Origin of the sequence: Colwellia sp. BRX8-5 (assembly GCF_014077325.1) — a bacterium.
Lineage (GTDB): Bacteria > Pseudomonadota > Gammaproteobacteria > Enterobacterales > Alteromonadaceae > Colwellia_A.
This window is the reverse complement of record NZ_JACGVR010000032.1, coordinates 23,818-47,761: the sequence shown is the minus strand read 5'-3', so window position 1 is coordinate 47,761 and position 23,944 is coordinate 23,818. Positions and strand designations below refer to the sequence as shown.

Here is a 23,944-nt window from a genome sequence, read left to right as displayed (position 1 = left end):
ATGTGAGAAGTATTGATTGTAATACCACGCTCACGCTCTTCAGGAGCATTATCGATTTGTGCGAAATCTTTAACTTCACCACCGTGTACTTTAGTTAATACTGCAGAGATAGCAGCTGTTAAAGTTGTTTTACCGTGATCGACGTGACCGATAGTACCAACGTTAACATGCGGTTTTAAACGTTCAAATTTTGCTTTAGCCATTTTTCAATTACCTTAAAGTTTATTAAAAGCGCAGCCAAGATGACCGAGCTAGACTTTCACTAACTATAAGTGAGTGTCTTACGAGATTCCAAGAGATTCTGTTATTGCCGCAACTACATTCTTAGGAGCTTCACTGTATTGTAAAAATTCCATCGAATAAGAGGCGCGGCCCTGTGTTGCACTGCGTAATGCAGTAGCATAACCAAACATTTCAGACAGTGGTACTATTGCATTCACTATCTTAGAGCCAGCAGGACCTTCGTCCATGCCATCGATCATACCGCGACGACGATTTAAATCGCCAACGACATCACCCATGTTTTCTTCTGGCGTAGTTACTTCTACTTTCATCATAGGTTCTAGAAGTGTCGGCGTAGCTTTTAACGCCCCTTCTCTAAAGCCCATTGAAGCAGCAACTTTAAACGCCATTTCATTAGAGTCAACGTCATGAAAAGAACCGTCATAAAGTGTTACTTTAACATCAAGCATTGGATAACCGGCTAATACACCACTATCCATTTGCTCAAAACAGCCTTTTTCAATGGCAGGTATATATTCTTTAGGAACAGTACCGCCAACAATTTCGTTAACAAATTCGAAACCACCACCTTCTGGTAAGGGTTCCATTTTCAACCAAACGTGACCAAATTGGCCTTTACCACCTGATTGTCGAATAAATTTACCTTCTACTTCAACCGTAGAACGAATAGTTTCACGATAAGCAACTTGTGGCTTACCGACATTACATTCAACGCCAAACTCTCGTTTCATGCGCTCGACGATAATGTCTAAGTGTAGCTCACCCATACCGGAAATGATCGTTTGACCCGTTTCATCATCAGTAGCGACCTTAAACGAAGGATCTTCAGCTGATAATTTACTTAAGGCTAGGGCTAACTTGTCTTGAGAAGCAATGGTTTTTGGCTCAACGGCTATTGAAATTACCGGATCTGGAAATTCCATTTTCTCAAGTGTTATTACGTGATTGGCATCACACAGTGTTTCACCCGTAGTCACATCTTTTAAACCGATGGCTGCAGCGATATCACCAGCACGAACTTCTTTAATTTCTTGACGGTCATTGGCATGCATTTGCACTAGACGACCGAGACGTTCTTTCTTGCCTTTAATTGGATTAAAGACACTATCGCCTGTTTTAACTACTCCGGAATAGACGCGGAAGAAGGTTAACGTACCAACAAAAGGGTCAGTGGCAATTTTAAAGGCTAACGCGGAAAATGGCGCACTATCATCTGCGGCACGCGTTGCCGGTGTTTCATTCTTGTCATCACTAATACCCGTAATAGCAGCAACTTCCGTTGGTGAGGGTAAATAGTCAATAACGGCATCTAAAACAGCTTGTACGCCTTTATTTTTAAAAGCAGAGCCACAAGTACAAAGAATGATTTCATTATTAAGGGTACGTTGTCGAAGTGCTGACTTGATTTCATCTTCTGTCAAATCGCCATCTTCAAGGTATTTTTCCATTAACTCGTCTGACACTTCAGCCGCTTCCGATATCATATTCTCACGCCATTCATCGGCAAGGTCTTGCATATCGGTAGGTATTGCTGAATAAGTAAAAGTCATGCCGTGATCGTCTTCACTCCAGTTGATCACTTTCATTTTAACAAGGTCTATAACACCTTTAAAATCTTCTTCTGAACCAATAGGTAACTGAATAGGAACTGCATTTGCTTTTAGACGTGCTTTTAGCTGACCAACAACAGAAAGAAAGTCTGCGCCAGTGCGGTCCATTTTGTTAACAAAAACAATGCGTGGAACGGCATACTTTTCCATTTGACGCCAAACAGTTTCTGTTTGCGGTTGAACACCTGAAGAGGCACATAAAACTAATACAGCACCATCGAGGACACGCAAAGAGCGCTCAACTTCAATGGTAAAATCAACGTGACCAGGAGTATCGATAATATTAATACGGTGGTCAACAAATTGGCCGTCCATGCCTTTCCAGAAACAAGTTGTCGCAGCTGAGGTAATGGTAATACCACGCTCTTGCTCTTGTTCCATCCAGTCCATGGTTGCAGCACCATCGTGCACTTCACCAATTCTGTGAGAAAGACCCGTGTAAAACAAAACACGTTCTGTGGTTGTCGTTTTGCCAGCATCTACGTGCGCACAGATACCAATGTTACGGTAGCGCTCAATAGGGGTGATACGTGCCAAAATGAAATCCTCTAATTCTTAGTCACTAATAATTAGTACTATTAAATAAATATTCGCGTAAGCGGTGAGTATTTGTTTAATACTACTGTTTAATACTTTTTGAACTGCGCAAAGCATCAGTCCGTAAAAGTTAGTATGGCTAGCAAGAGAAACTCTTGCTAGCCATGTATTTACCCTAAGCATATGCAAAGGGTAAATCATACATCCATTCAAAACTGCTAGCTTACCAGCGGTAGTGAGCGAACGCTTTGTTAGCATCAGCCATACGGTGAACGTCTTCACGTTTCTTAACCGCTGAACCTTTGCTGTCAGACGCATCTAACATTTCGTTAGCTAGGCGCTGAGCCATTGATTTTTCACCACGTTTACGAGCTGCTTCAACTAACCAACGCATGGCTAGAGCATTACGACGAACTGGACGAACTTCAACTGGTACTTGATAAGTAGAACCACCAACACGACGAGATTTAACTTCGACAGATGGGCGGATATTATCTAAAGCAGTTTCGAAAAGCTCTAAGTGAGTTTTCTCGCTGTTTTTTTCAGTTAAAATGTCTAATGCACCGTAAACAATTTTTTCTGCAGTAGATTTTTTACCATCAACCATAAGGATGTTGATGAATTTTGCTAAAAGTTCGTTATGGAACTTAGGATCTGGCAATATTTTACGTTGCCCTACGACGCGTCTTCTTGGCATCTTAATTCTCCGTAGTATTCAGGATTAATCCAAAATATATAAATTTAAAAATTTCTTATTTGGCCTTACTTAACGTTTTTTTCTCTTCCTATCTATAAGGAGTTAGAGAGGAAAACTTAAGATTTAGGTCGTTTAGCACCGTATTTAGAACGGCCTTGTCTTCTGTCGCTTACACCTGAACAATCAAGCGCGCCACGAACGGTGTGATAACGCACACCCGGTAAATCTTTTACACGGCCACCGCGTATTAAAATAACGCTATGCTCTTGTAAATTATGTCCTTCACCACCGATGTATGAAGTTACTTCGAAGCCGTTAGTTAAACGAACACGAGCAACTTTACGAAGTGCTGAGTTAGGTTTTTTCGGTGTAGTTGTATACACACGAGTACATACGCCACGACGTTGTGGACAAGCTTGTAACGCTGGAACGTTACTTTTAGTTACTTGTCTTACACGTGGTTTACGTACTAATTGGTTAATAGTTGCCATTAAATAGCTCCCGATTAGTTAAACTTGTGTAAATTCCAATCAATGAGAAATTTACACCCTTATAAACGTGAAAATCCGCTACCTTAAATGCTATACATAAACAGTACAGGATATAGGGTCGCGGAATTCTATAGGTCAAGCTATGGCCTGTCAAGTAGCACAGGCCATTAACGCTATATTTTTTACTTAATCACTAGCATTTAGTGCGTCAGTTAATGCTTGTGCTGCATCGTCAGCTGAAACAGCGACTTCTTCAACAGCAGGCATTTTTGCTTGTAGTTTACGTTTAGCACGTTCCTGATGGTACGAATAACCTGTACCCGCTGGGATCAAACGACCAACGATAACGTTTTCTTTCAAGCCACGTAACTTATCTTTCTTACCTGCAACAGCAGCTTCAGTAAGTACACGTGTTGTTTCTTGGAAAGATGCCGCTGAAATAAACGATTCAGTTGCTAATGATGCTTTAGTAATACCCATCATTTGCATTTCGTATTCAGCAGGTTGCTTACCAGCAGATTCAAGCTCGCGGTTTGAAATATTAACACGCGCTACTTCTACTTGTTCGCCTTTCAAGAAATCACTATCACCCGCGTCTAAGATTTCACACTTGCGAATCATTTGACGGACGATAACTTCGATGTGCTTGTCGTTAATTTTTACACCTTGTAAACGATATACTTCTTGTACTTCGTTAACAATGTAATTAGCAACAGGTGCAACACCACGTAAACGCAAGATATCATGCGGAGACTCAGGACCATCGGCAATAACTTCACCTTTGATTACTGGCTCACCCTCATAGATATTCAAAAGACGCGTTTTAGGGATCATCTCTTCGTATACTTCACCGCTAGGTTGAGTGATTAATAAGCGCACTTTACCTTTGGTTTCTTTACCGAAAGCAACAACACCTGTTTTCTCAGCAAGAATTGCAGGAAGTTTAGGCTTACGTGCTTCAAATAAATCAGCAACACGTGGAAGACCACCGGTTATATCACGAGTTTTAGAACTTGCTTGTGGTATACGAGCAAGTGCATCACCAATGTTTACATCCGCGCCATCTTCTAAGTTAACAATCGCATTACCCGGTAAGTAGTAAAGTGCTGGGATTTCAGTCCCGGCAATCATAACTTCTTCACCGTTAGCATCAACAAGTTTCAATGCTGGGCGCATTTCTTTACCCGTTGCATTACGTTGACCTGCGTCAGTAACAATAATACTTGAAAGACCAGTCAGATCATCAGTTTGACGAACCATAGTCACGCCATCAGAAAGATCAACGAACTGAACTTTACCTGCTACTTCCGTAATAATAGGGTGAGTATGCGGGTCCCAGTTAGCGATGATTTCACCGGCAACAATTGAACCACCATCTTTCTTAGAAAGCACAGTACCGTAAGGCACTTTATAGCGTTCTTTCTCACGACCTAGCTCATCAATTACCGTCATTTCAGATGAACGTGAGGTAATAACAAGATGATCTTCAGAGTTAGTTACAAACTTAGCATTTTGAAGTTTCAAAGTACCTGTGTTTTTAACTTGTACGTTGTTTTCAGCAGAAGCACGCGATGCGGCACCACCGATGTGGAACGTACGCATGGTAAGCTGTGTACCAGGTTCACCGATTGATTGTGCTGCAACAACACCAATAGCTTCACCTTGGTTGATCATATGGCCACGAGCCAAATCACGACCGTAACAATGAGCACAAATACCAAAATCGGTTTTACAGGTAATAATTGAACGTACTTTCATTTGATCAATTGAGTTTTCTTCAATGAAATCACATAAAGCTTCGTCAATTAGCGTGTTACGAGGTAATAAAACTTCGTCAGTACCCGGCTTGATAACATCTTCAGCAACAACACGACCAAGAACACGTTCTCTTAATGGTTCAACAACATCGCCACCTTCGATTAGTGGTGTCATTTGTAGACCGTCGAAAGTACCACAATCATGTTCAGTCACAACCAAATCTTGTGCAACATCAACTAAACGACGAGTTAAGTAACCCGAGTTAGCTGTTTTAAGTGCAGTATCGGCAAGACCTTTACGCGCACCGTGAGTTGAGATGAAGTATTCAGATACGTTCAAACCTTCACGGAAGTTAGCTTTGATTGGCGTTTCGATGATAGAACCATCTGGTTTAGCCATCAAGCCACGCATACCCGCTAACTGACGGATCTGAGCAGCACTACCACGAGCACCCGAGTCAGCCATCATGTAGATAGAGTTAAATGAATCTTGTTCTTCTGGCACGCCGTCACGGTTAATAACAGTTTCTTTTGATAAATTGTCCATCATCGCTTTAGAGATTTTCTCGTTGGCAGATGACCAAATATCAATAACTTTGTTATATTTTTCGCCCTGAGTAACTAAACCTTGCTCGAATTGAGTTTGGATTTCAGCAACTTCTTCTTCCGACTCTTCGATAATAGTGTATTTAGCCGCAGGAATAACCATATCATCAATACCAACAGAACAACCCGCGATCATCGCGTAATGGAAACCTGTGTACATGATTTGGTCAGCAAAAATAACCGTTTCTTTCAAACCTAAGTTACGGTAAGCGTGGTTAATTAATTTCGAAATTGGTTTTTTGCCAAGCGGTTGATCGATTAGATCGTAAGGCATACCTTTTGGACAAACCTGCCACATAATGGCTCGACCTACCGTGGTATCACGTAAAGTCGTTTTAGGAACAGTAAAGTTACCTTCTTCGTCTTTAAAGTATTCAGTGATACGAATTTTTACACGGGCGTGAAGTTCTGCAACACCTGTGCGGTAAGCTTTTTCAGCTTCTTTAGTGTCAGCAAAAACCATGCCTTCACCTAAACCATTAACACGGTCACGTGTTAAGTAGTACAAGCCTAAAACAACATCTTGTGATGGTACAATAATCGGCTCACCGTTTGCTGGTGATAACACGTTATTGGTAGACATCATTAAGGTACGAGCTTCCATTTGCGCTTCGATAGTTAACGGTACGTGTACCGCCATTTGGTCACCATCGAAATCGGCGTTGTATGCTGCACAAACTAGAGGATGCAAGTGAATTGCTTTACCTTCAATTAGAACAGGTTCAAACGCTTGGATACCTAGTCTGTGAAGTGTTGGTGCACGGTTAAGCATAACTGGATGTTCACGAATAACTTCGTCAAGTACATCCCAAACTTCAGCGCCTTCACGTTCAACTAATTTTTTAGCCGCTTTAATCGTAGTCGCTAAACCACGAGCTTCTAATTTACCGTAAATAAATGGTTTGAATAATTCAAGTGCCATTTTTTTCGGTAAACCACACTGGTGTAAACGCAGTGTAGGACCAACAGTAATTACAGAACGACCAGAGTAATCAACACGTTTACCCAATAGATTCTGACGGAAACGACCTTGCTTACCTTTAATCATATCGGCAAGAGATTTAAGAGGACGTTTGTTAGAACCGGTAATTGCGCGACCACGACGACCGTTATCAAGAAGTGCATCAACAGATTCTTGTAACATACGTTTTTCGTTACGTACGATAATATCTGGAGCAACTAAGTCAAGAAGACGTTTTAAACGGTTGTTACGGTTAATAACACGACGGTATAAATCGTTCAAATCAGACGTAGCAAAACGGCCACCATCCAAAGGTACTAACGGACGTAAATCCGGCGGTAAAATGGGTAGTACGTTCATAATCATCCACTCAGGCTTATTACCTGAAGCGGCGAATGCTTCCATTAATTTTAAACGCTTAGTGACTTTTTTACGCTTAGTTTCACTACCAATTTCAGGAAGCTCTTCACGCATTTGCGCTACTTCGCCTTCTAAATCGATTTGTTGTAGTAAAGCTAAAACAGCTTCAGCACCCATTAATGCGTCAAATTCATCACCATGCTCTTCTAAAGCATCAAGATATTCTTCTTCAGTTAGAATTTGGCTTTTTTCTAATGTTGTCATACCAGGTTCAGTAACAACATAAGATTCAAAATAAAGAACACGTTCGATATCACGAAGTGTCATATCAAGTAATAAACCAATACGCGAAGGTAATGATTTTAAGAACCAGATATGTGCAACTGGGCTTGCTAATTCGATATGACCCATACGGTCACGACGAACTTTTGTTAATGTAACTTCAACGCCACATTTTTCACAAATAACACCACGATGCTTTAAACGCTTGTATTTGCCACAAAGACATTCGTAATCTTTTACTGGACCAAAAATACGCGCACAAAATAGACCGTCACGTTCTGGTTTGAACGTACGGTAGTTAATCGTTTCAGGTTTTTTTACTTCACCAAATGACCAAGAACGAATCTGATCTGGTGAGGCTAGTCCGATACGTATACCATCGAACTCTTCTGTTTGATTTTGTTGCTTAAGAAACTTAAGTAAATCTTTCACACTTCTTCTCCTGTCGGAGTTAAACCTTAAAGAGAAAGCAGTTGCCTGCTTTCTCCGTGTACTGACTCATCAATTTGATAGTCAGCATGCAGCTTTGGAAGCTAGTCCTGATCTAATTCGATGTTAATACCTAACGAACGAATTTCTTTCAACAATACGTTGAATGATTCAGGAATGCCTGGCTCCATTCTGTGATCACCGTCTACTAAGTTTTTATACATCTTAGTACGACCGTTAACATCATCAGATTTAACCGTTAACATTTCTTGTAGCGTATAAGCAGCACCGTATGCTTCTAGTGCCCATACTTCCATCTCACCGAAACGTTGACCACCAAATTGCGCTTTACCGCCAAGAGGTTGTTGCGTTACTAATGAGTAAGAGCCAGTAGAACGTGCATGCATTTTGTCATCAACCAAATGGTTAAGTTTTAACATATACATGTAGCCAACCGTTACAGGACGTTCAAATTCACGACCAGTACGACCGTCAGTTAAGATAAACTGACCGCTTTCAGGCATATCAGCAAGTCTAAACATCTCTTTGATTTCTTTCTCTGCTGCACCATCAAATGCTGGAGTAGCAATAGGAAGACCGGCACGTAAGTTATTAGCTAAACGCATCACTTCATCATCAGAGAAGCTCGCGATGTCAACAACTTGACGAGATTCACCAACATTGTAAACTTCTTGAATGAAGTTACGTAGTTTATGAATTTCTTGTTGCGCTTCCAACATACGGTTGATTTTTTCGCCAATACCACGACACGCCATACCTAGATGAGTTTCTAAGATCTGACCAATGTTCATTCGTGATGGTACACCTAACGGGTTAAGTACCACATCAACAGGAACACCATATTGATCGTAAGGCATATCTTCTACTGGAACGACGTTTGAAATAACACCTTTGTTACCATGACGACCGGCCATTTTATCACCCGGTTGGATGTGGCGTTTTATCGCTAAGTAAACTTTGATAATTTTAAGAACACCTGGAGCTAAATCAGCACCTTGGGTGATCTTACGACGTTTAATTTCAAACTTCTTATCGAAATCAGCTTTAATATTGTCGTATTGCTCAGCAATTTGTTCAAGCTCGGATTGTTGACCTTCGTCAGACAAGTTTTGAACTAACCAATTTGCACGAGACATACTATTAATGTCTGATTCGTTTAAGCCAGCAGATAAAAGAAGGTTTTTAGCACGAGCATAAATACCATCTTCTAAGATGCTAAATTCATCGCCTAAATCTTTCTTAACTTCTTTAAGTTGTAATTCTTCAATTTCAACAGCGCGCTTATCTTTTTCTACACCGTCACGGGTGAAGATTTGAACGTCGATGATAGTACCTTTAACTGAATTAGGTACACGTAAAGAGCTGTCTTTAACGTCAGCTGCTTTTTCACCGAAAATAGCACGTAATAGTTTTTCTTCTGGTGTTAATTGTGTTTCACCTTTAGGAGTAACTTTACCCACTAAGATGTCGCCACCATTAACTTCAGCACCGATGTAAACAACACCCGCTTCATCTAATTTAGATAGAGCTGATTCACCAACATTAGGAATATCAGAAGTAATTTCTTCACTACCTAATTTAGTGTCTCGTGCTATACAGGTTAATTCTTGAATATGAACTGTAGTGAAACGATCTTCTGTAGCAACACGTTCAGATAACAACATTGAATCTTCGAAGTTGTAACCATTCCAAGGCATAAACGCTATACGCATGTTTTGACCTAGGGCTAATTCACCCATGTCCGTTGAAGGACCATCAGCTAAAACATCACCACGTGTAACAGGTTCACCCATACGACACTGTGGACGTTGGTTGATACATGTATTTTGGTTTGAACGCGTATATTTAGTTAAGTTATAAATATCAATACCGGCTTCACCAGCATGCATTTCGTCTTCATTAACTTTAACAACAATACGAGAAGCGTCAACATAGCTGACTACACCACCACGTTTTGCAACAGCAGTTACACCTGAATCAACAGCTACAACTTTTTCCATACCTGTACCGACTAACGGCTTATCAACGATAAGAGTTGGTACGGCTTGACGTTGCATGTTTGAACCCATCAGGGCTCTGTTAGCATCATCGTGCTCAAGGAACGGAATTAAACTTGCTGCAACTGAAATAATCTGCTGTGGCGAAACATCCATGTATTGGACTTGTTCTGCCGAGATTAATGTAAATTCGTTTTTGTGACGACATTGTACTAAGCCGTCTACTAACTTACCTTCACTATCAACCGGAGCTGTAGTTTGGGCAATAACGAAGTTACCTTCTTCAATTGCTGATAAATAATCAATATCATCAGTGACTAAACCATCAACTACTTTACGATATGGAGTTTCTAAGAAACCGTAATCGTTTGTACGTGCATAACACGACAATGAGTTAATCAAACCAATGTTTGGACCTTCCGGCGTTTCGATAGGACATACACGACCATAATGGGTCGGATGTACATCTCGAACTTCAAAACCAGCACGTTCACGCGTCAAACCACCTGGGCCTAATGCGGAGATACGACGTTTATGCGTCACTTCTGATAACGGGTTGTTTTGATCCATAAACTGTGACAATTGTGAAGAACCGAAAAATTCTTTCACAGCCGCAGAGATAGGCTTAGCGTTGATTAGGTCTTGTGGCATGATAGCGTCTAAGTCACCAAGACTTAAACGTTCACGTACAGCACGTTCAACACGTACTAGACCAACACGGAATTGGTTTTCTGCCATTTCGCCAACAGAGCGAATACGACGGTTACCTAAGTGATCGATATCATCAGTCTCGCCTTTACCGTCACGAATGGCGATTAAGGTTCTCATTACTGAAATAATGTCATCGTTAGATAAAATGCCACTTCCAACATCGTCTGAATTGCCAACACGACGGTTGAACTTCATTCGACCAACGGTTGATAAATCATAGCGTTCTGGAGCAAAAAACAAGTTAGTAAATAACGTTTCTGCTGCATCTTTCGTTGGTGGCTCGCCTGGGCGCATCATGCGGTATATTTCAACTAAAGCTTCTAGCTTGTTTGAAGTACCATCAACACGAATAGTGTCAGACATGTATGAACCAACATCGAATTCATTCATATATAAGGTAGAAAGAACTTTATGGCCAGCTTGGCTTAGCTCTGCTAATAACTCTAATGTTATTTCAGCATTGGCTTCAGCAATAACTTCACCAGTAGACTCATCGATGTAAGCTTTAGATAAAACTTTACCTACGATGTACTCAGCTGGGACTTCTAGCTTTTCAAGATTTTCTTTCGACAATGAACGAATATGACGTGCAGTAATGCGACGACCTTGTTCTACTAATACATCACCATTTTTCAAACAAATGTCAAACGTTGCCGTTTCACCGCGTAAGCGCTCAGGGATTAAATCCATGATCAACTTATCGCCTTTGATTGAAAAGTCAGTGGTGTCATAGAACATGTCTAGAATTTCTTCAGTAGAATACTCTAAGGCACGTAAAATGATTGACGCCGGTAATTTACGACGACGGTCAATACGTACAAATAAATTATCTTTAGGATCAAACTCAAAATCTAACCAAGAACCACGGTAAGGAATAACGCGTGCGTTATATAATACTTTACCAGATGAGTGTGTTTTACCTTTATCATGATCGAAAAACACACCTGGAGAACGATGTAATTGCGAAACAATAACACGCTCAGTACCATTAATAACAAACGTACCGTTGTCTGTCATTAATGGGATTTCACCCATGTATACTTCTTGTTCTTTGATATCTTTAACTGTGCCTGCTGGCGCTTCTTTATCGTAAACTACTAAACGTAATTTAACGCGAAGCGGCGCAGAATAGGTTACACCGCGGATTTGACATTCTTTGACATCAAATAACGGTTCGCCAAGTCTGTAGCTCACATATTGTAACTCTGAGCTACCAGAGTAAGCTTTAATTGGGAAAATAGAATGAAACGCAGCCTCTAGGCCTGTTTCACCTGTTGGATCAATATCAATAAACTTACGGAAAGATTCGAGTTGGATTGATAACAAGAATGGATAATCCATTACTTGTATGCTTTTACCAAAGTCCTTGCGAATACGTTTCTTTTCGGAGTAAGAGTAAACCATGGGGTTCCTCAGCTTGCTGGTTATGGCCGATCTGCCTTTAAAATACCAATTGGACTAGACAACTTCAGTATAGCTTCATACTTTGTGTTAGCTAATCCAATTGGTATCAGACAGGATATTGCAATGATACTTAATACATTTAGTACCAATTATGCACTTTTTGGTTTAAAAAAAACCACTTTCTTTAGCGCAAAAAGGCCGGTGACTTTAAAGTCACCAGCCATTGCCTTTTCAGGCAAATAATCTGTTTAAAAACAGATTATTTGATCTCAACAGAAGCGCCAGCTTCTTCAAGAAGAGTCTTAAGAGCTTCAGCTTCAGCTTTGTCAACGCCTTCTTTAACAACGCCAAGAGCTTCAACTAAGTCTTTAGCTTCTTTAAGGCCTAAACCTGTAGCGCCACGAACTGCTTTGATTACTGCAACTTTCTTCTCACCGAAGCTAGTCATAACAACGTTGAATTCGCTTTGCTCTTCAACAGCTTCAGCTGGTCCAGCAGCGGCAACAGCAGCTGATGCAGATACGCCAAATTTTTCTTCCATTGCTTCGATTAAAGCAACAACGTCCATTACTGACATGTCAGCAACTGCGTTTAGGATATCGTCTTTAGAAATAGACATTTTAAATTTCCTGTTTTTTAATAAACAGCCTTTGGCTGTTTGAAATAACTATAAATACAAAAAGTGCGAATTGTGCTCTGCCTATGTTTAAGTAATAGCAGAGGTAAACAATTATTAAGCGGCTTCTTGTTCTTTCTGATCGCGTACTGCAGCAATCGTGCGGACTAATTTGCCTGCAGATGCTTCTTTCATTGCGCTCATTAAACGTGCAATCGCTTCGTCGTAAGTAGGTAGCTTAGCTAACACATTTACGTCTACTGAATTACCTTCAAATGCAGCTGCTTTTAAATCAAAGGCTTCGTTAGATTTAGCGAAGGCTGTGAATAAACGTGCAGCGGCACCTGGGTGATCAGATGAAAAAGCAATTAATGAAGGTCCTTTGAATACGTCAGAAACACATTCAAATTGAGTACCTTTTACTGCACGACGTGCTAATGTGTTACGGACAACTTTCATCCATACACCACTTTCACGTGCTTGCTTACGCAATGCAGTAATTGCTTCCACTCCAACACCACGGGCATCCGCGATTACAACTGAGTGAGCGCCACTAGCAGCTTCTTGAACTTCAGCAACAATTGCCTTTTTGTCATCAAGATTGATAGCCATTGGCTTTAACTCCTGGTTCACCGGTTAAATAAACCGGTATTTACTATCCCTAGTTTATATTCTTTTAAAGAAAGTAAACTAGGCCGTTACGGCGAGGACCAGAATTAGGAAATACTGGGTAATCACCATCTACGTAGGAAAAATTAAGTCTATTAAAGTAAATAATTACCTCATAAACTCCTACGGTCTTTGACGGGGTTGTTTAAACTTCTAAAAGAATAAAACAACACCTACCAAAATTTTTAAGGGCGAAATTATAGTCTATAATTTAACCCTTGTAAAGTGCAAAAAATGTGACTTTACTTAGAAACTGCTGTCAAACTAGCTTGGTTTACCGATACACCGGCGCCCATAGTAGTTGAGATAGAAAGTTTCTTAATGTACTGACCTTTAGCATTTGCTGGTTTAGCTTTCTTTAAAGCTTCCAATAAAAACTCTAGGTTTTCTTGTAATTTAGCATCGTCGAAATCAGCCTTACCAATAGTAGTATGGATGATACCGTTTTTATCATTGCGGTAACGGATCTGGCCCGATTTTGCATTGTTAATAGCGGTTACAACGTCTGGTGTTACAGTACCAACTTTAGGGTTAGGCATTAAACCACGTGGGCCTAAAATCTGACCAAGTTGACCAACAACACGCATAGCATCTGGAGAAGCGATTACAACATCAAAGTTCATCTCGCCTTTTTTAACTAATTCAGCTAAATCTTCCATACCTACGATGTCAGCACCAGCTTCTTTCGCTTTCTCAGCATTTGCGCCCTGTGTAAATACAGCAACACGAACATCACGGCCAGTACCATTTGGTAATACAGCTGCGCCACGTACGTTTTGGTCTGATTTACGAGCATCGATGCCAAGATTTACAGCAACATCTACACTTTCACGGAAGTTTGCAGTAGCAAGTTCTTTTAATAAAGAAATGGCTTCAGCAATATCATAATCTTTTAATACGTCTACTTTTTCACGGATTAGACGAGCGCGTTTCGTTAATTTAGTCATTGATTAGTCCTCTACCACTAAACCCATTGAACGAGCAGAACCCGCAATGGTACGCACTGCAGCTTCCATAGAACCAGCAGTTAAGTCAGCTTCTTTTGTCTTAACAATTTCTTCAAGTTGAGCTGTAGTAACAGTACCCACTTTGTCAGTGTTAGGACGGCCAGAACCGCTTTTGATGCCAGCTGCTTTTTTCAATAAGTAAGAAGCAGGTGGTGTTTTTGTTTCAAATGTAAAAGAACGATCGCTGTATACAGTAATAACTACTGGTACTGGAGCGCCTTTTTCTAAAGATTCTGTTTTTGCGTTGAACGCCTTACAAAATTCCATGATATTCACACCGTGTTGACCTAAAGCAGGACCAACTGGCGGTGACGGGTTTGCTGCACCAGCAGCAACTTGTAGCTTGATTAGAGCTTGGACTTTCTTAGCCATTTTTCAATACCTTTAGTTTGGGTGTTAACGCTAAAATTTAATTCAGCTCCCCGTTGTTCGATTATCCTTACTTTTTCCTAAACGACGAAGTCACTTAAAAAAAATAGGCAGCGGATTATATATTAAAAAAGCCCTTTTACACAAGACTTTAATGAAATTCTTATTTATATGGCTTCAGGGGTAGTTGAATGGATTATATTGATATAACAAAAAAGGCTAGAGATTCTCATCTCTAGCCTTTTCGAATTATTATTTATTACTGAGTGGTTAGCCTTTTTCGACTTGTCCGAACTCTAAATCTACTGGGGTTGAACGACCAAAGATTAATACCGATACTTTAATACGGTTTTTATCGTAATCTAATTCTTCAACAACACCGTTAAAGTCAGCAAATGGGCCATCAATAACACGAACCACTTCGCCGGGCTCAAACAATGTTTTAGGACGAGGCTTGTCGGTATCTTCTAGTCTTTGTAAAATACGGTCAGCTTCTTTTTGTGAAATAGGTGCTGGGCGATCACTGGTACCACCGATAAAACCTAAAACTCGTGGCACACTTTTAACTAAATGCCAGGCTTCAACATCCATTTCCATTTGTACTAATACATAGCCAGGGAAAAACTTACGTGAACTCTTACGCTTTTGACCGGCACGCATTTCAACGACTTCTTCGGTAGGCACAAGAATTTGACCAAACTTTTCATGCAATCCTTGAATTTCGATATGCTCAACCAATGTTTTTTGCACGCGTCCTTCATAGCCAGAAAAAGCTTGTACAACATACCAACGTAATTTTGGGTTTGTGTTAATTGCTTTTTCTTCGTTTTGTTCATTCTCTTCAGGAGATAAAATTTCTTCAGTCATGATTACACCTTCAAACCTGTAATAAAGCCAACTACCCAAAATAGCGTAGAATCAAGTCCCCACATCACTAAAGACATAATAAAAGTAGCGAACAATACGATACCTGTAGTTTGTATCGCTTCTTGGCGTGTTGGCCAAACAACTTTACGAATTTCAGTACGTGATTCTTTCGCAAATGCAACGGCGTTGTGACCTTTAACAGTTTGCATGGCGATTACACCAGCAATAACGATACCGACAACGGCACCTATCGCACGGTATAAAACGGATTCATCACCGTAAAAATAATTGGCGAAAACGACTCCGGCTAAAAGCAGGATAACGATCATCCATTTTAGCGAATCAAGAGATCCGTTTGGCTGGCTTTCTGTACTTGCATTCATAATATTGACCTGTAAATATTTGCCTATGGCATGTTAACTTCATCACTGAAGTTACTTCAAAAGTATTAAAAAATACTTTATAAAATATGGCAGGGGTAGAGAGATTCGAACTCCCAACCGTCGGTTTTGGAGACCGCTGTTCTACCAATTGGAACTATACCCCTAGTTTACTTTCCATCTAAGATGAAGAGTTACACTTTTCTGGTGAATCTTAGTTTGTTTGGGAATTTAAAGAGACTCAAGAAGTGAGGCGCCATTATACTAATGATATTACTTTTCTCAAGTGATATTTTCTTTTGTCTGCTGTTTGTTGGCTTCAAGGTTCTTTTTCTGATTATCTAGGTGAAGCACTAGTAAATTTCAGACGATGCACGTTAATATATTACCCATTAATAAGTAGATATAAGGTCTAACAATGAAAGCAAGTGTAAAATGGATGGGTGAAGAATTATTTATGGGTACTTCGCAAAGTGGTCATACGATTGTTTTGGACGCTAACGCCGGTGCATCTGCCCCTAGCCCGCTAGAGAATGTATTGATTTCATTGGGGGCTTGTTCCTCAGTAGATGTTGTCAGTATTCTTGATAAATCTAGGCAAAACGTCAGTGGTTGTAAAGTGGATATTGAAGCTAAGCGTGTAGACTCAGTGCCGAAACTGTTTTCTGATATTCATCTGCACTTTGTGATAACAGGTCAGGAAGTTTCAGCAAAACACGTCGAGCGCGCCGTTAAACTCTCTGCTGACAAATACTGTTCAGTAGCATTGATGCTACATAACACTGTACGAATCACCCATGACTTTGAAATAGTCGAAGAGTAAATACACGATGTGCTGTAATTTACGTTACAGCACAATTTACTACAAATCAGTCATCCAATCTAATTGCTTATTGGCGCGGTGCTTTTTCTCCATTAAATCTCTGATCAATGGTGTTAACAGTAATTCCATGGCAAGCCCCATTTTCCCACCCGGCACAACTAAGGTATTGATACGTGACATAAAGGCACCGTCAATCATCGATAAATAGTAAGGAAAGTCAACCCCGGTAGCTTCGCGAAAGCGTATCACCACAAAACTCTCATCAAGACTTGGTATCGCTTTAGCACTAAAAGGGTTCGAGGTATCTACTGTCGGTACGCGCTGGAAATTGATATGTGTCTTTGAAAACTGTGGTGTTATGTAAGAAATATAGTCTTCCATACTACGCACTATACTTGCTGTTACCGCTTCTCGGCTATGTCCACGTTGATTAGTATCGCGTATTATTTTCTGTATCCACTCTAAGTTAACTATCGGTACCATACCAATTAACAAGTCGACATGTTTTGCTACGTCATTTTTTTCAGTGACCACGCCGCCATGTAACCCTTCATAGAATAGTAAGTCAGTGCCATCACCGAGTTTTTCCCAGGGTGTAAACGTACCCGGCATTTGGTTATAGGGAACGGCTTCATCAAAAGTGTGTAGGTATCGACGCATTTGGCCTTTACCCGTTTCAGAATAAGTGCTGAAAAGTTTTTCTAAGGCGTCGAAATCGTTAGCTTCATCACCAAAATAACTAATGTTTCTTCTGTCTTCTCTCGCCTTACGCTTTTCGAGGTCCATTTCTTGTCGAGAGTACCGATGAAAACTATCTCCTTCAACCGTAGCTGGAGTGATACCTAATGAACGAAATATATGTGCAAACGACTCTATCGTTGTCGATGTACCTGCTCCTGATGATCCGGTTACAGCAATGATAGGATTACGTGATGACATAATTGATTCTCTTAAGAGTGGGGTTAAATGTTATACGGAGAATTTTAAGGTTGGTCAAGTTTACACTAGGGTTGATTATCATTATTTTTAAAAACAAAAACGGAGCCGAAGCTCCGTTTTTAATTTTAAAGCAAATTTAGCTAGGCTAAATTAAGCTTCTGCTGACTCTTCAACTTCTTCTGCAACAACATCTGATGCAGGACGGTCTACTAATTCAACATAAGCCATAGGCGCTTTATCACCAGTACGGAAACCACATTTTAAAATGCGAGTATATCCACCTGGACGTTCTTGGTAACGTGCACCAAGTTCGTTAAATAAAATACCTACTACTTCTTTATCTTGTGTACGAGCAAACGCTAAACGGCGATTTGCAACACTGTCGGTCTTGGCCAATGTAATCAGTGGCTCTACAACGCGACGTAGTTCTTTAGCTTTAGCTACAGTCGTTTTAATAACGCCGTGCTTAACTAGTGAACTTGCCATATTACGGAACATCGCTTGACGATGACTGCTATTACGGTTTAACTGGCGACCGCTTTGACGATGGCGCATAAGTTAATCCTTCTCTCAAACTATTAAAAAACGATAAACGAATTAGTCGTTATCAGCGATGCTTTCAGGCGGCCAATTTTCAAGGCGCATACCTAAAGATAAACCACGAGACGCCAAAACGTCTTTGATTTCTGTTAAAGACTTCTTACCTAAATTAGGTGTTTTAAGAAGCTCAACTTCTGCACGCTGTACTAAATCGCCAATGTATTGAATTGCTTCTGCTTTTAAGCAGTTTGCTGAACGAACTGTTAATTCAAGATCATCAACTGGACGAAGCAAAATAGGGTCAAATAAAGGTTTCTCTTCTTTTGGCTCTACTTCTTTAATATCACGCAATTCTACAAACGCATCTAGCTGTTCAGCTAAAATTGTTGAAGCACGACGAATAGCTTCTTCTGGATCCAATGTACCATTGGTTTCCATATCAAGTACAAGTTTGTCTAAATCAGTACGCTGTTCTACTCGGGCAGAGTCAACATCGTAGGCAATTCTTACAACTGGACTGAACGAAGCATCAACTAACAAACGTCCGATTGCACGATCTTCATCCTCGGCATCGCGTCTAACTGAAGCAGGAACATAACCACGTCCCATTTCAATTTTGATGCGCATGCTGATAGAACCTTCACCTGTTAAATTACAGATTACATGATTAGGATTTGCGATTGTTACATCTCCGTCATGTTGGATATCAGCTGCCGTTACAGGGCCTTCACCGGATTTAGTTAAAGTAATAACAGCTTCGTTTTTACCTTCTAAACTTATAGCTAATCCCTTAAGGTTCAACAATATTTCGATGATGTCTTCTTGCACACCCTCTTTACTACTGTATTCGTGTAGAACGCCGTCAATCTCAACTTCAGTTACAGCACAACCTGGCATTGAAGATAGAAGAATGCGACGTAAAGCATTACCTAAAGTATGACCAAAACCACGCTCTAATGGCTCTAAAGTTACCTTAGCACGAGTCGCGCTAATGGTTTCAATACCAACCAATCGCGGTCTAAGGAATTCGGTTACAGAACCCTGCATATATTTCCTCTCTTAAGTGCTACTTTACTTAGAGTAAAGTTCAACAATTAACTGTTCATTAATTTCGGCAGACAAGTCAGAACGATCAGGAACACGTTTGAAAACGCCTTCAAGTTTCTTGTTATCTACTTCAACCCAGACTGGCTTCTCACGTTGCTCAGCTAATTCTAAAGCAGCGATGATACGCGCTTGAGTTTTAGATTTCTCACGAATAGAAACTGCATCTTCAGCTTTAACATTGAAAGATGGAATATTAACAACTACGCCGTTTACTACGATAGCTTTATGGCTAACTAGTTGACGAGCTTCAGCACGAGTGCTTGCATAGCCCATACGGTATACTACGTTATCAAGACGAATCTCTAAAAGTTGTAACAAGTTTTCACCTGTATTACCTTTCAAACGAGCCGCTTCTTTGTAGTAATTACGGAATTGCTTTTCTAGTACGCCATAAATACGACGAACTTTTTGTTTTTCACGAAGTTGAATACCGTAATCAGACAAACGACCGCGACGTGCGCCGTGCTGACCTGGTATTGTTTCGATTTTACATTTAGTGTCAATTGCTCTAACACCGCTTTTAAGGAACAAATCTGTTCCTTCGCGACGACTAAGCTTTAACTTAGGACCTAAATATCTAGCCATTTTCTTTCTCCAACTATCCTAAAAAAAGTACGATTAAACGCGACGTTTCTTAGGAGGACGACAACCATTATGAGGAATAGGCGTAACGTCAGTAATGTTGGTGATTTTAAAACCAGCAGCATTTAGGGCACGGATTGCAGACTCACGTCCTGGTCCAGGGCCTTTAACGAAAACTTCAATATTCTTCAAACCAAACTCTTTTGCAGCGGCGCCAGCGCGGTCTGCAGCTACCTGAGCAGCAAATGGGGTAGATTTACGTGAACCACGGAAACCTGAACCACCTGCAGTTGCCCAAGATAAAGCATTACCTTGACGATCTGTAAGAGTTACGATTGTGTTGTTGAAAGAGGCGTGGATATGAGCCATGCCATCAGCAACTTGTTTTTTAACGCGTTTACGCGTACGTACAGGTGTTTTAGCCATTGTCTAGTTCCTCTTACTTCTTAATTGGCTTACGAGGACCTTTACGGGTGCGCGCATTAGTTTTAGTGCGTTGACCACGTAATGGAAGACTGCGACGATGGCGTATGCCACGGTAACAACCTAAATCCATAAGACGTTTAATATTCATTGAAACTTCACGGCGTAAATCACCTTCTACGGTGTATTTATCCACTTCAGCACGTAGCAAATCTATTTTTGCTTCGTCTAATTCACTGATCTTCGTTGATTCTGCGATACCTGCTGCTGCACAAATTGCTTTTGCGCGAGTCGCTCCGATACCGAAAATCGCAGTAATGGCGATTACTGCATGCTTACGATCAGGGATGTTAATGCCAGCGATACGGGCCACTAACACATCTCCTATTTAAGGTTAAAATTATCAGGTTGGAAAGCCCGTTAGGATACCCAACCCGTCTTCTTTTCTGCAAATCGAAGCGGCATTATACAGAAATCTCTGCACAATGCTACTTCTAAAAGATATTGCTGTCAGCTTAGATGAATCTAAGCTTAACCTTGTCTTTGTTTGTGCTTTGGTTCTACACAAAGAATGCGTACTACGCCTTTGCGTTTAACCACTTTACAATTACGACAAATCTTTTTTACGGATGCACGTACTTTCATTTTATACTCCGTTTACCTATTGAGTTAAGTCTAACGACCTAACCTTTTAAGTTAGCTTTCTTAAGCACATTGTCATATTGATGAGACATCATATGCGTTTGTACTTGTGCCATAAAGTCCATAATAACCACTACTATAATTAGTAATGATGTACCACCGAAGTAGAACTGAACGTCCCATGCGATGATCATGAACTGAGGTACCAAACAGATAAAGGTAATATACAACGCACCCGCTAAGGTTAAGCGTGTCATCACTTTATCTATATATTTAGACGTTTGCTCACCAGGACGAATCCCAGGAATAAACGCACCTGATTTTTTTAGGTTATCTGCTGTTTCACGCGGATTGAAAACAAGAGCCGTGTAGAAGAAACAGAAAAATATTATCGCTGCGGCAAGTAACATAACGTACAACGGCTGACCTGGAGAAATAGCAATAGATACTTCTTGTAGAAAGTCAGCAACTGCACCTTCACCTTGTCCAAACCAACTCGCTAGAGTGCCGGGGAACAAGATAATACTTGATGCAAAGATAGGTGGTATAACACCAGCCATATTAACTTTAAGCGGTAAATGCGTGCTTTGCGCGGCGAAAACCTTACGGCCTTGCTGACGCTTAGCGTAGTTAACAACAATACGTCGTTGACCACGTTCTACAAATACTACAAAAAAGGTTACAGCGAATACTATGACACACATCAGCAATAATACTAATAAGTGCAATTCACCTTGACGCGCCATCTCTGCTGTTTGTGCAACAGCTGAAGGCATGCCAGCAACAATACCTGCAAATATTAAGATAGATATACCGTTACCAATACCACGTTCAGTAATTTGTTCACCTAACCACATTAAAAACATGGTACCGGTTACTAAACTTACTACAGCGGCAAAGTAGAAACCAAAACCTGCGTCCATTACTAGACCCGGCATCATTCCTGGTAAACTTCTTGCAATTGCAATTGATTGTACTGTCGCTAGAACTAACGTGCCGTAGCGGGTGTATTGACTGATCTTACGACGTCCAGCTTCACCTTCTTTTTTCAGCTCTGCCATTGCGGGATGAACCACAGTAAGCAATTGCATGATAATTGAAGCTGAGATGTACGGCATAATACCAAGTGCCAATACAGAGGCTCGCTCAAGTGCACCACCAGAGAACATGTTAAACATTTCTACGATGGTGCCCTTTTGTTGTTCAAACAACTGAGCTAATACAGCGGCGTCAATACCAGGGATTGGCACAAATGATCCTAAACGGAACACAATTAGTGCGCCGAGAACAAACCATAATCTTTGCTTGAGCTCAGACATTCCGCCTGCGCCTTTACTACCTTTTGAAGGAGCCATTCCTGGTGTAGCCATGCTGTACTATTCCTCGATTTTTCCGCCAGCAGCTTCAATAGCTGCACGTGCGCCTTTAGTAACACCTAAACCACGAACCGTAATTGGACGGTTAATATCACCAGACAACATAATTTTTGCTGTTTTGATGTTACGTGTAATTAGGTTTGCATCTTTAAGAGCAAAGATATCGACAACATCACCTGTGATGTTGTTTAGTTCATGTAAACGTACTTCAGCGCGAACTAAAGATTTACGTGACGTGAAACCAAACTTAGGTAAACGTTGTTTCAATGGCATTTGACCACCTTCGAAACCTGGACGTACACTACCGCCAGAACGAGACTTCTGACCTTTGTGGCCACGTCCGCCTGTTTTACCAATGCCAGAACCAATACCACGCCCACAGCGCTTCTTAGCTTTCTTTGCACCTGGTGCAGGAGATAAAGTATTTAAATGCATAATTAATCCTCCACCTTAACCATATAAGATACTGTGTTAATCATACCGCGTACAGATGGAGTGTCTTCTAACTCTACTGTATGACGGATACGACGTAATCCAAGACCTCTTAATGTAGCTCTATGCTTCGGTAAACGACCGATAGAACTTTTCATTTGAGTTACTTTTACTGTTTTAGCCATGCTCAATTACCCCAGTATGTCTGCAACGGTTTTGCCACGCTTAGCTGCAACACCTGCCGGCGATTTCATATTCGCAAGAGCTGAAACAGTAGCACGAACTACGTTGATCGGGTTAGTAGAACCGTATGCTTTTGACAATACGTTCTGAACACCTGCAACTTCTAGTACTGCACGCATCGCGCCACCGGCGATGATACCTGTACCTTCAGAAGCTGGTTGCATGTAAACTTTAGAACCAGAATGCTTGCCAATAATGACATGCTGAAGAGTAGTACCCTTCAAATCTACGGTTACTATGTTACGGCGTGCTTTTTCCATTGCTTTCTGGATTGCAGCAGGCACTTCACGTGCTTTACCGTATCCAAAACCAACGCGTCCAGCACCATCACCAACTACTGTAAGTGCAGTGAAACTGAATATGCGACCACCTTTAACCACTTTTGAAACGCGGTTAACGGCAATTAGCTTTTCAGCCATATCACTTTGTTGTGAGTTTTCTTGATTATGATTAGCCATTATCAACTCCTAGAACTGCAGACCAGCTTCACGAGCTGCTTCTGCTAACGCTTTTACGCGACCATGATAACGGAAACCAGAGCGATCAAAAGCAATGCTAGTGATCCCTTTAGCTACTGCACGTTCAGCAATTGCTGTACCGACTGCAGTTGCTGCGGCAACGTTACCTGTTTTATCTAACTGAGCACTGATTTCTTTGTCTAAAGTAGACGCAGATGCGATAACTTCAGAACCCGTTGGAGCGATCAATTGCGCGTAAATATGGCGAGGAGTACGAAATACAACTAAACGATTCGCACCCAACTCGCTAATTTTTGCACGAGCGCGTTTAGCGCGGCGCAAACGAGATGTTTTCTTATCCATAG

At 40.8% G+C, this 23,944-nt stretch carries 25 protein-coding genes and 1 tRNA gene; 1 reads left to right on the top strand and 25 read right to left on the bottom strand.

Features of this window, described 5'->3' with window-relative positions; all coding sequences use genetic code 11:
* From H4J62_RS16580 to H4J62_RS16520, 13 genes are all read right to left on the bottom strand, one after another.
* Positions 1–203, bottom strand: a 203-nt coding sequence (locus H4J62_RS16580) for a GTP-binding protein (RefSeq protein ID WP_259364653.1), incomplete at its 3' end; no start/stop codon positions are given.
* Between the two features lie 78 nt (positions 204–281).
* Positions 282–2,390 (bottom strand): elongation factor G, encoded by a 2,109-nt coding sequence (gene fusA / locus H4J62_RS16575; RefSeq protein ID WP_182217227.1) that lies wholly within the window; start codon positions 2,388–2,390, stop codon positions 282–284.
* 223 nt (positions 2,391–2,613) lie between these two features.
* Positions 2,614–3,087: a 30S ribosomal protein S7 gene (gene rpsG / locus H4J62_RS16570; RefSeq protein ID WP_070375045.1), complete on the bottom strand. Its 474-nt coding sequence runs from the start codon at positions 3,085–3,087 to the stop codon at positions 2,614–2,616.
* A 116-nt stretch (positions 3,088–3,203) separates the two neighbouring features.
* Entirely contained in the window at positions 3,204–3,578 is a 375-nt protein-coding gene (rpsL, locus tag H4J62_RS16565; RefSeq protein WP_011045492.1) for a 30S ribosomal protein S12, read from the bottom strand.
* A gap of 186 nt (positions 3,579–3,764) precedes the next feature.
* On the bottom strand, positions 3,765–7,976 hold the full coding sequence (gene rpoC / locus H4J62_RS16560) for a DNA-directed RNA polymerase subunit beta' (RefSeq protein WP_070375046.1): 4,212 nt from the start codon (positions 7,974–7,976) through the stop codon (positions 3,765–3,767).
* A gap of 101 nt (positions 7,977–8,077) precedes the next feature.
* Positions 8,078–12,106 (bottom strand): DNA-directed RNA polymerase subunit beta, encoded by a 4,029-nt coding sequence (gene rpoB / locus H4J62_RS16555; protein WP_070375047.1) that lies wholly within the window; start codon positions 12,104–12,106, stop codon positions 8,078–8,080.
* Positions 12,107–12,365: 259 nt separating this feature from the next.
* Positions 12,366–12,725: a 50S ribosomal protein L7/L12 gene (rplL, locus tag H4J62_RS16550; protein ID WP_070375048.1), complete on the bottom strand. Its 360-nt coding sequence runs from the start codon at positions 12,723–12,725 to the stop codon at positions 12,366–12,368.
* 114 nt (positions 12,726–12,839) lie between these two features.
* Positions 12,840–13,334, bottom strand: coding sequence for a 50S ribosomal protein L10 (gene rplJ / locus H4J62_RS16545; protein WP_182217228.1), 495 nt, complete (start codon positions 13,332–13,334; stop codon positions 12,840–12,842).
* A gap of 299 nt (positions 13,335–13,633) precedes the next feature.
* On the bottom strand, positions 13,634–14,338 hold the full coding sequence (gene rplA, locus H4J62_RS16540) for a 50S ribosomal protein L1 (RefSeq protein WP_070375050.1): 705 nt from the start codon (positions 14,336–14,338) through the stop codon (positions 13,634–13,636).
* A gap of 3 nt (positions 14,339–14,341) precedes the next feature.
* Positions 14,342–14,770, bottom strand: a complete 429-nt coding sequence (gene rplK, locus H4J62_RS16535; protein WP_070375051.1) for a 50S ribosomal protein L11 — start codon at positions 14,768–14,770, stop codon at positions 14,342–14,344.
* Positions 14,771–15,037: 267 nt separating this feature from the next.
* On the bottom strand, positions 15,038–15,634 hold the full coding sequence (gene nusG / locus H4J62_RS16530; RefSeq protein ID WP_197517671.1) for a transcription termination/antitermination protein NusG: 597 nt from the start codon (positions 15,632–15,634) through the stop codon (positions 15,038–15,040).
* Between the two features lie 2 nt (positions 15,635–15,636).
* Positions 15,637–16,017, bottom strand: coding sequence for a preprotein translocase subunit SecE (gene secE / locus H4J62_RS16525; RefSeq protein WP_070375052.1), 381 nt, complete (start codon positions 16,015–16,017; stop codon positions 15,637–15,639).
* Positions 16,018–16,104: 87 nt separating this feature from the next.
* Positions 16,105–16,181, bottom strand: a tRNA-Trp gene (locus H4J62_RS16520).
* Between the two features lie 251 nt (positions 16,182–16,432).
* Between H4J62_RS16520 and H4J62_RS16515 the strand changes: the two genes are divergently transcribed.
* Entirely contained in the window at positions 16,433–16,837 is a 405-nt protein-coding gene (locus tag H4J62_RS16515; RefSeq protein WP_182217230.1) for an OsmC family protein, read from the top strand.
* A 39-nt stretch (positions 16,838–16,876) separates the two neighbouring features.
* Here H4J62_RS16515 and H4J62_RS16510 read toward each other — a convergent pair whose 3' ends face one another.
* The 12 genes from H4J62_RS16510 to rplR all read right to left on the bottom strand — a co-directional run bounded on the left by H4J62_RS16510 (position 16,877) and on the right by rplR (position 23,942).
* Positions 16,877–17,776, bottom strand: coding sequence for a phosphoribulokinase (locus H4J62_RS16510; RefSeq protein ID WP_070375054.1), 900 nt, complete (start codon positions 17,774–17,776; stop codon positions 16,877–16,879).
* Between the two features lie 150 nt (positions 17,777–17,926).
* Positions 17,927–18,331, bottom strand: coding sequence for a 50S ribosomal protein L17 (rplQ, locus tag H4J62_RS16505; protein ID WP_070375055.1), 405 nt, complete (start codon positions 18,329–18,331; stop codon positions 17,927–17,929).
* A gap of 42 nt (positions 18,332–18,373) precedes the next feature.
* Positions 18,374–19,363, bottom strand: coding sequence for a DNA-directed RNA polymerase subunit alpha (locus H4J62_RS16500; protein WP_070375056.1), 990 nt, complete (start codon positions 19,361–19,363; stop codon positions 18,374–18,376).
* A 24-nt stretch (positions 19,364–19,387) separates the two neighbouring features.
* Positions 19,388–20,008, bottom strand: coding sequence for a 30S ribosomal protein S4 (gene rpsD, locus H4J62_RS16495; protein ID WP_070375057.1), 621 nt, complete (start codon positions 20,006–20,008; stop codon positions 19,388–19,390).
* Positions 20,009–20,041: 33 nt separating this feature from the next.
* Positions 20,042–20,431: a 30S ribosomal protein S11 gene (gene rpsK / locus H4J62_RS16490; RefSeq protein WP_070375058.1), complete on the bottom strand. Its 390-nt coding sequence runs from the start codon at positions 20,429–20,431 to the stop codon at positions 20,042–20,044.
* Positions 20,432–20,444: 13 nt separating this feature from the next.
* Entirely contained in the window at positions 20,445–20,801 is a 357-nt protein-coding gene (rpsM, locus tag H4J62_RS16485) for a 30S ribosomal protein S13 (RefSeq protein ID WP_070375059.1), read from the bottom strand.
* Positions 20,802–20,959: 158 nt separating this feature from the next.
* The gene (gene rpmJ, locus H4J62_RS16480) at positions 20,960–21,073 is read right to left on the bottom strand and encodes a 50S ribosomal protein L36 (protein WP_083277954.1); all 114 of its coding nucleotides are present in this window, start codon (positions 21,071–21,073) and stop codon (positions 20,960–20,962) included.
* 38 nt (positions 21,074–21,111) lie between these two features.
* Positions 21,112–22,440, bottom strand: coding sequence for a preprotein translocase subunit SecY (gene secY, locus H4J62_RS16475; protein WP_070375060.1), 1,329 nt, complete (start codon positions 22,438–22,440; stop codon positions 21,112–21,114).
* A gap of 6 nt (positions 22,441–22,446) precedes the next feature.
* Complete coding sequence (gene rplO / locus H4J62_RS16470; RefSeq protein WP_070375061.1) at positions 22,447–22,881, bottom strand: 50S ribosomal protein L15; 435 nt, start codon at positions 22,879–22,881, stop codon at positions 22,447–22,449.
* Between the two features lie 2 nt (positions 22,882–22,883).
* On the bottom strand, positions 22,884–23,063 hold the full coding sequence (gene rpmD, locus H4J62_RS16465; RefSeq protein WP_070375062.1) for a 50S ribosomal protein L30: 180 nt from the start codon (positions 23,061–23,063) through the stop codon (positions 22,884–22,886).
* 6 nt (positions 23,064–23,069) lie between these two features.
* Positions 23,070–23,579 carry a 30S ribosomal protein S5 gene (rpsE, locus tag H4J62_RS16460; RefSeq protein WP_070375063.1) on the bottom strand — a complete coding sequence of 170 codons (510 nt, stop codon included), beginning with the start codon at positions 23,577–23,579 and terminating at the stop codon, positions 23,070–23,072.
* 9 nt (positions 23,580–23,588) lie between these two features.
* A complete protein-coding gene (gene rplR / locus H4J62_RS16455) occupies positions 23,589–23,942 on the bottom strand; it encodes a 50S ribosomal protein L18 (protein ID WP_070375064.1) in 354 nt (117 codons plus the stop codon).
* Positions 23,943–23,944: the final 2 nt, after the last annotated feature.

Coding starts and splice junctions, on each gene's coding strand:
- rpsG (WP_070375045.1), bottom strand. CDS start 3,087: ATGCCAAGAAGACGCGTCGTAGGGCAACGTAAAATATTGCCAGATCCT.
- rpsL (WP_011045492.1), bottom strand. CDS start 3,578: ATGGCAACTATTAACCAATTAGTACGTAAACCACGTGTAAGACAAGTA.
- rpoB (WP_070375047.1), bottom strand. CDS start 12,106: ATGGTTTACTCTTACTCCGAAAAGAAACGTATTCGCAAGGACTTTGGT.
- rplL (WP_070375048.1), bottom strand. CDS start 12,725: ATGTCTATTTCTAAAGACGATATCCTAAACGCAGTTGCTGACATGTCA.
- rplJ (WP_182217228.1), bottom strand. CDS start 13,334: ATGGCTATCAATCTTGATGACAAAAAGGCAATTGTTGCTGAAGTTCAA.
- rplA (WP_070375050.1), bottom strand. CDS start 14,338: ATGACTAAATTAACGAAACGCGCTCGTCTAATCCGTGAAAAAGTAGAC.
- rplK (WP_070375051.1), bottom strand. CDS start 14,770: ATGGCTAAGAAAGTCCAAGCTCTAATCAAGCTACAAGTTGCTGCTGGT.
- nusG (WP_197517671.1), bottom strand. CDS start 15,634: ATGACTGAAGAAATTTTATCTCCTGAAGAGAATGAACAAAACGAAGAA.
- secE (WP_070375052.1), bottom strand. CDS start 16,017: ATGAATGCAAGTACAGAAAGCCAGCCAAACGGATCTCTTGATTCGCTA.
- H4J62_RS16515 (WP_182217230.1), top strand. CDS start 16,433: ATGAAAGCAAGTGTAAAATGGATGGGTGAAGAATTATTTATGGGTACT.
- H4J62_RS16510 (WP_070375054.1), bottom strand. CDS start 17,776: ATGTCATCACGTAATCCTATCATTGCTGTAACCGGATCATCAGGAGCA.
- rplQ (WP_070375055.1), bottom strand. CDS start 18,331: ATGCGCCATCGTCAAAGCGGTCGCCAGTTAAACCGTAATAGCAGTCAT.
- H4J62_RS16500 (WP_070375056.1), bottom strand. CDS start 19,363: ATGCAGGGTTCTGTAACCGAATTCCTTAGACCGCGATTGGTTGGTATT.
- rpsD (WP_070375057.1), bottom strand. CDS start 20,008: ATGGCTAGATATTTAGGTCCTAAGTTAAAGCTTAGTCGTCGCGAAGGA.
- rpsK (WP_070375058.1), bottom strand. CDS start 20,431: ATGGCTAAAACACCTGTACGTACGCGTAAACGCGTTAAAAAACAAGTT.
- rpmJ (WP_083277954.1), bottom strand. CDS start 21,073: ATGAAAGTACGTGCATCCGTAAAAAAGATTTGTCGTAATTGTAAAGTG.
- secY (WP_070375060.1), bottom strand. CDS start 22,440: ATGGCTACACCAGGAATGGCTCCTTCAAAAGGTAGTAAAGGCGCAGGC.
- rplO (WP_070375061.1), bottom strand. CDS start 22,881: ATGCATTTAAATACTTTATCTCCTGCACCAGGTGCAAAGAAAGCTAAG.
- rpmD (WP_070375062.1), bottom strand. CDS start 23,063: ATGGCTAAAACAGTAAAAGTAACTCAAATGAAAAGTTCTATCGGTCGT.
- rpsE (WP_070375063.1), bottom strand. CDS start 23,579: ATGGCTAATCATAATCAAGAAAACTCACAACAAAGTGATATGGCTGAA.
- rplR (WP_070375064.1), bottom strand. CDS start 23,942: ATGGATAAGAAAACATCTCGTTTGCGCCGCGCTAAACGCGCTCGTGCA.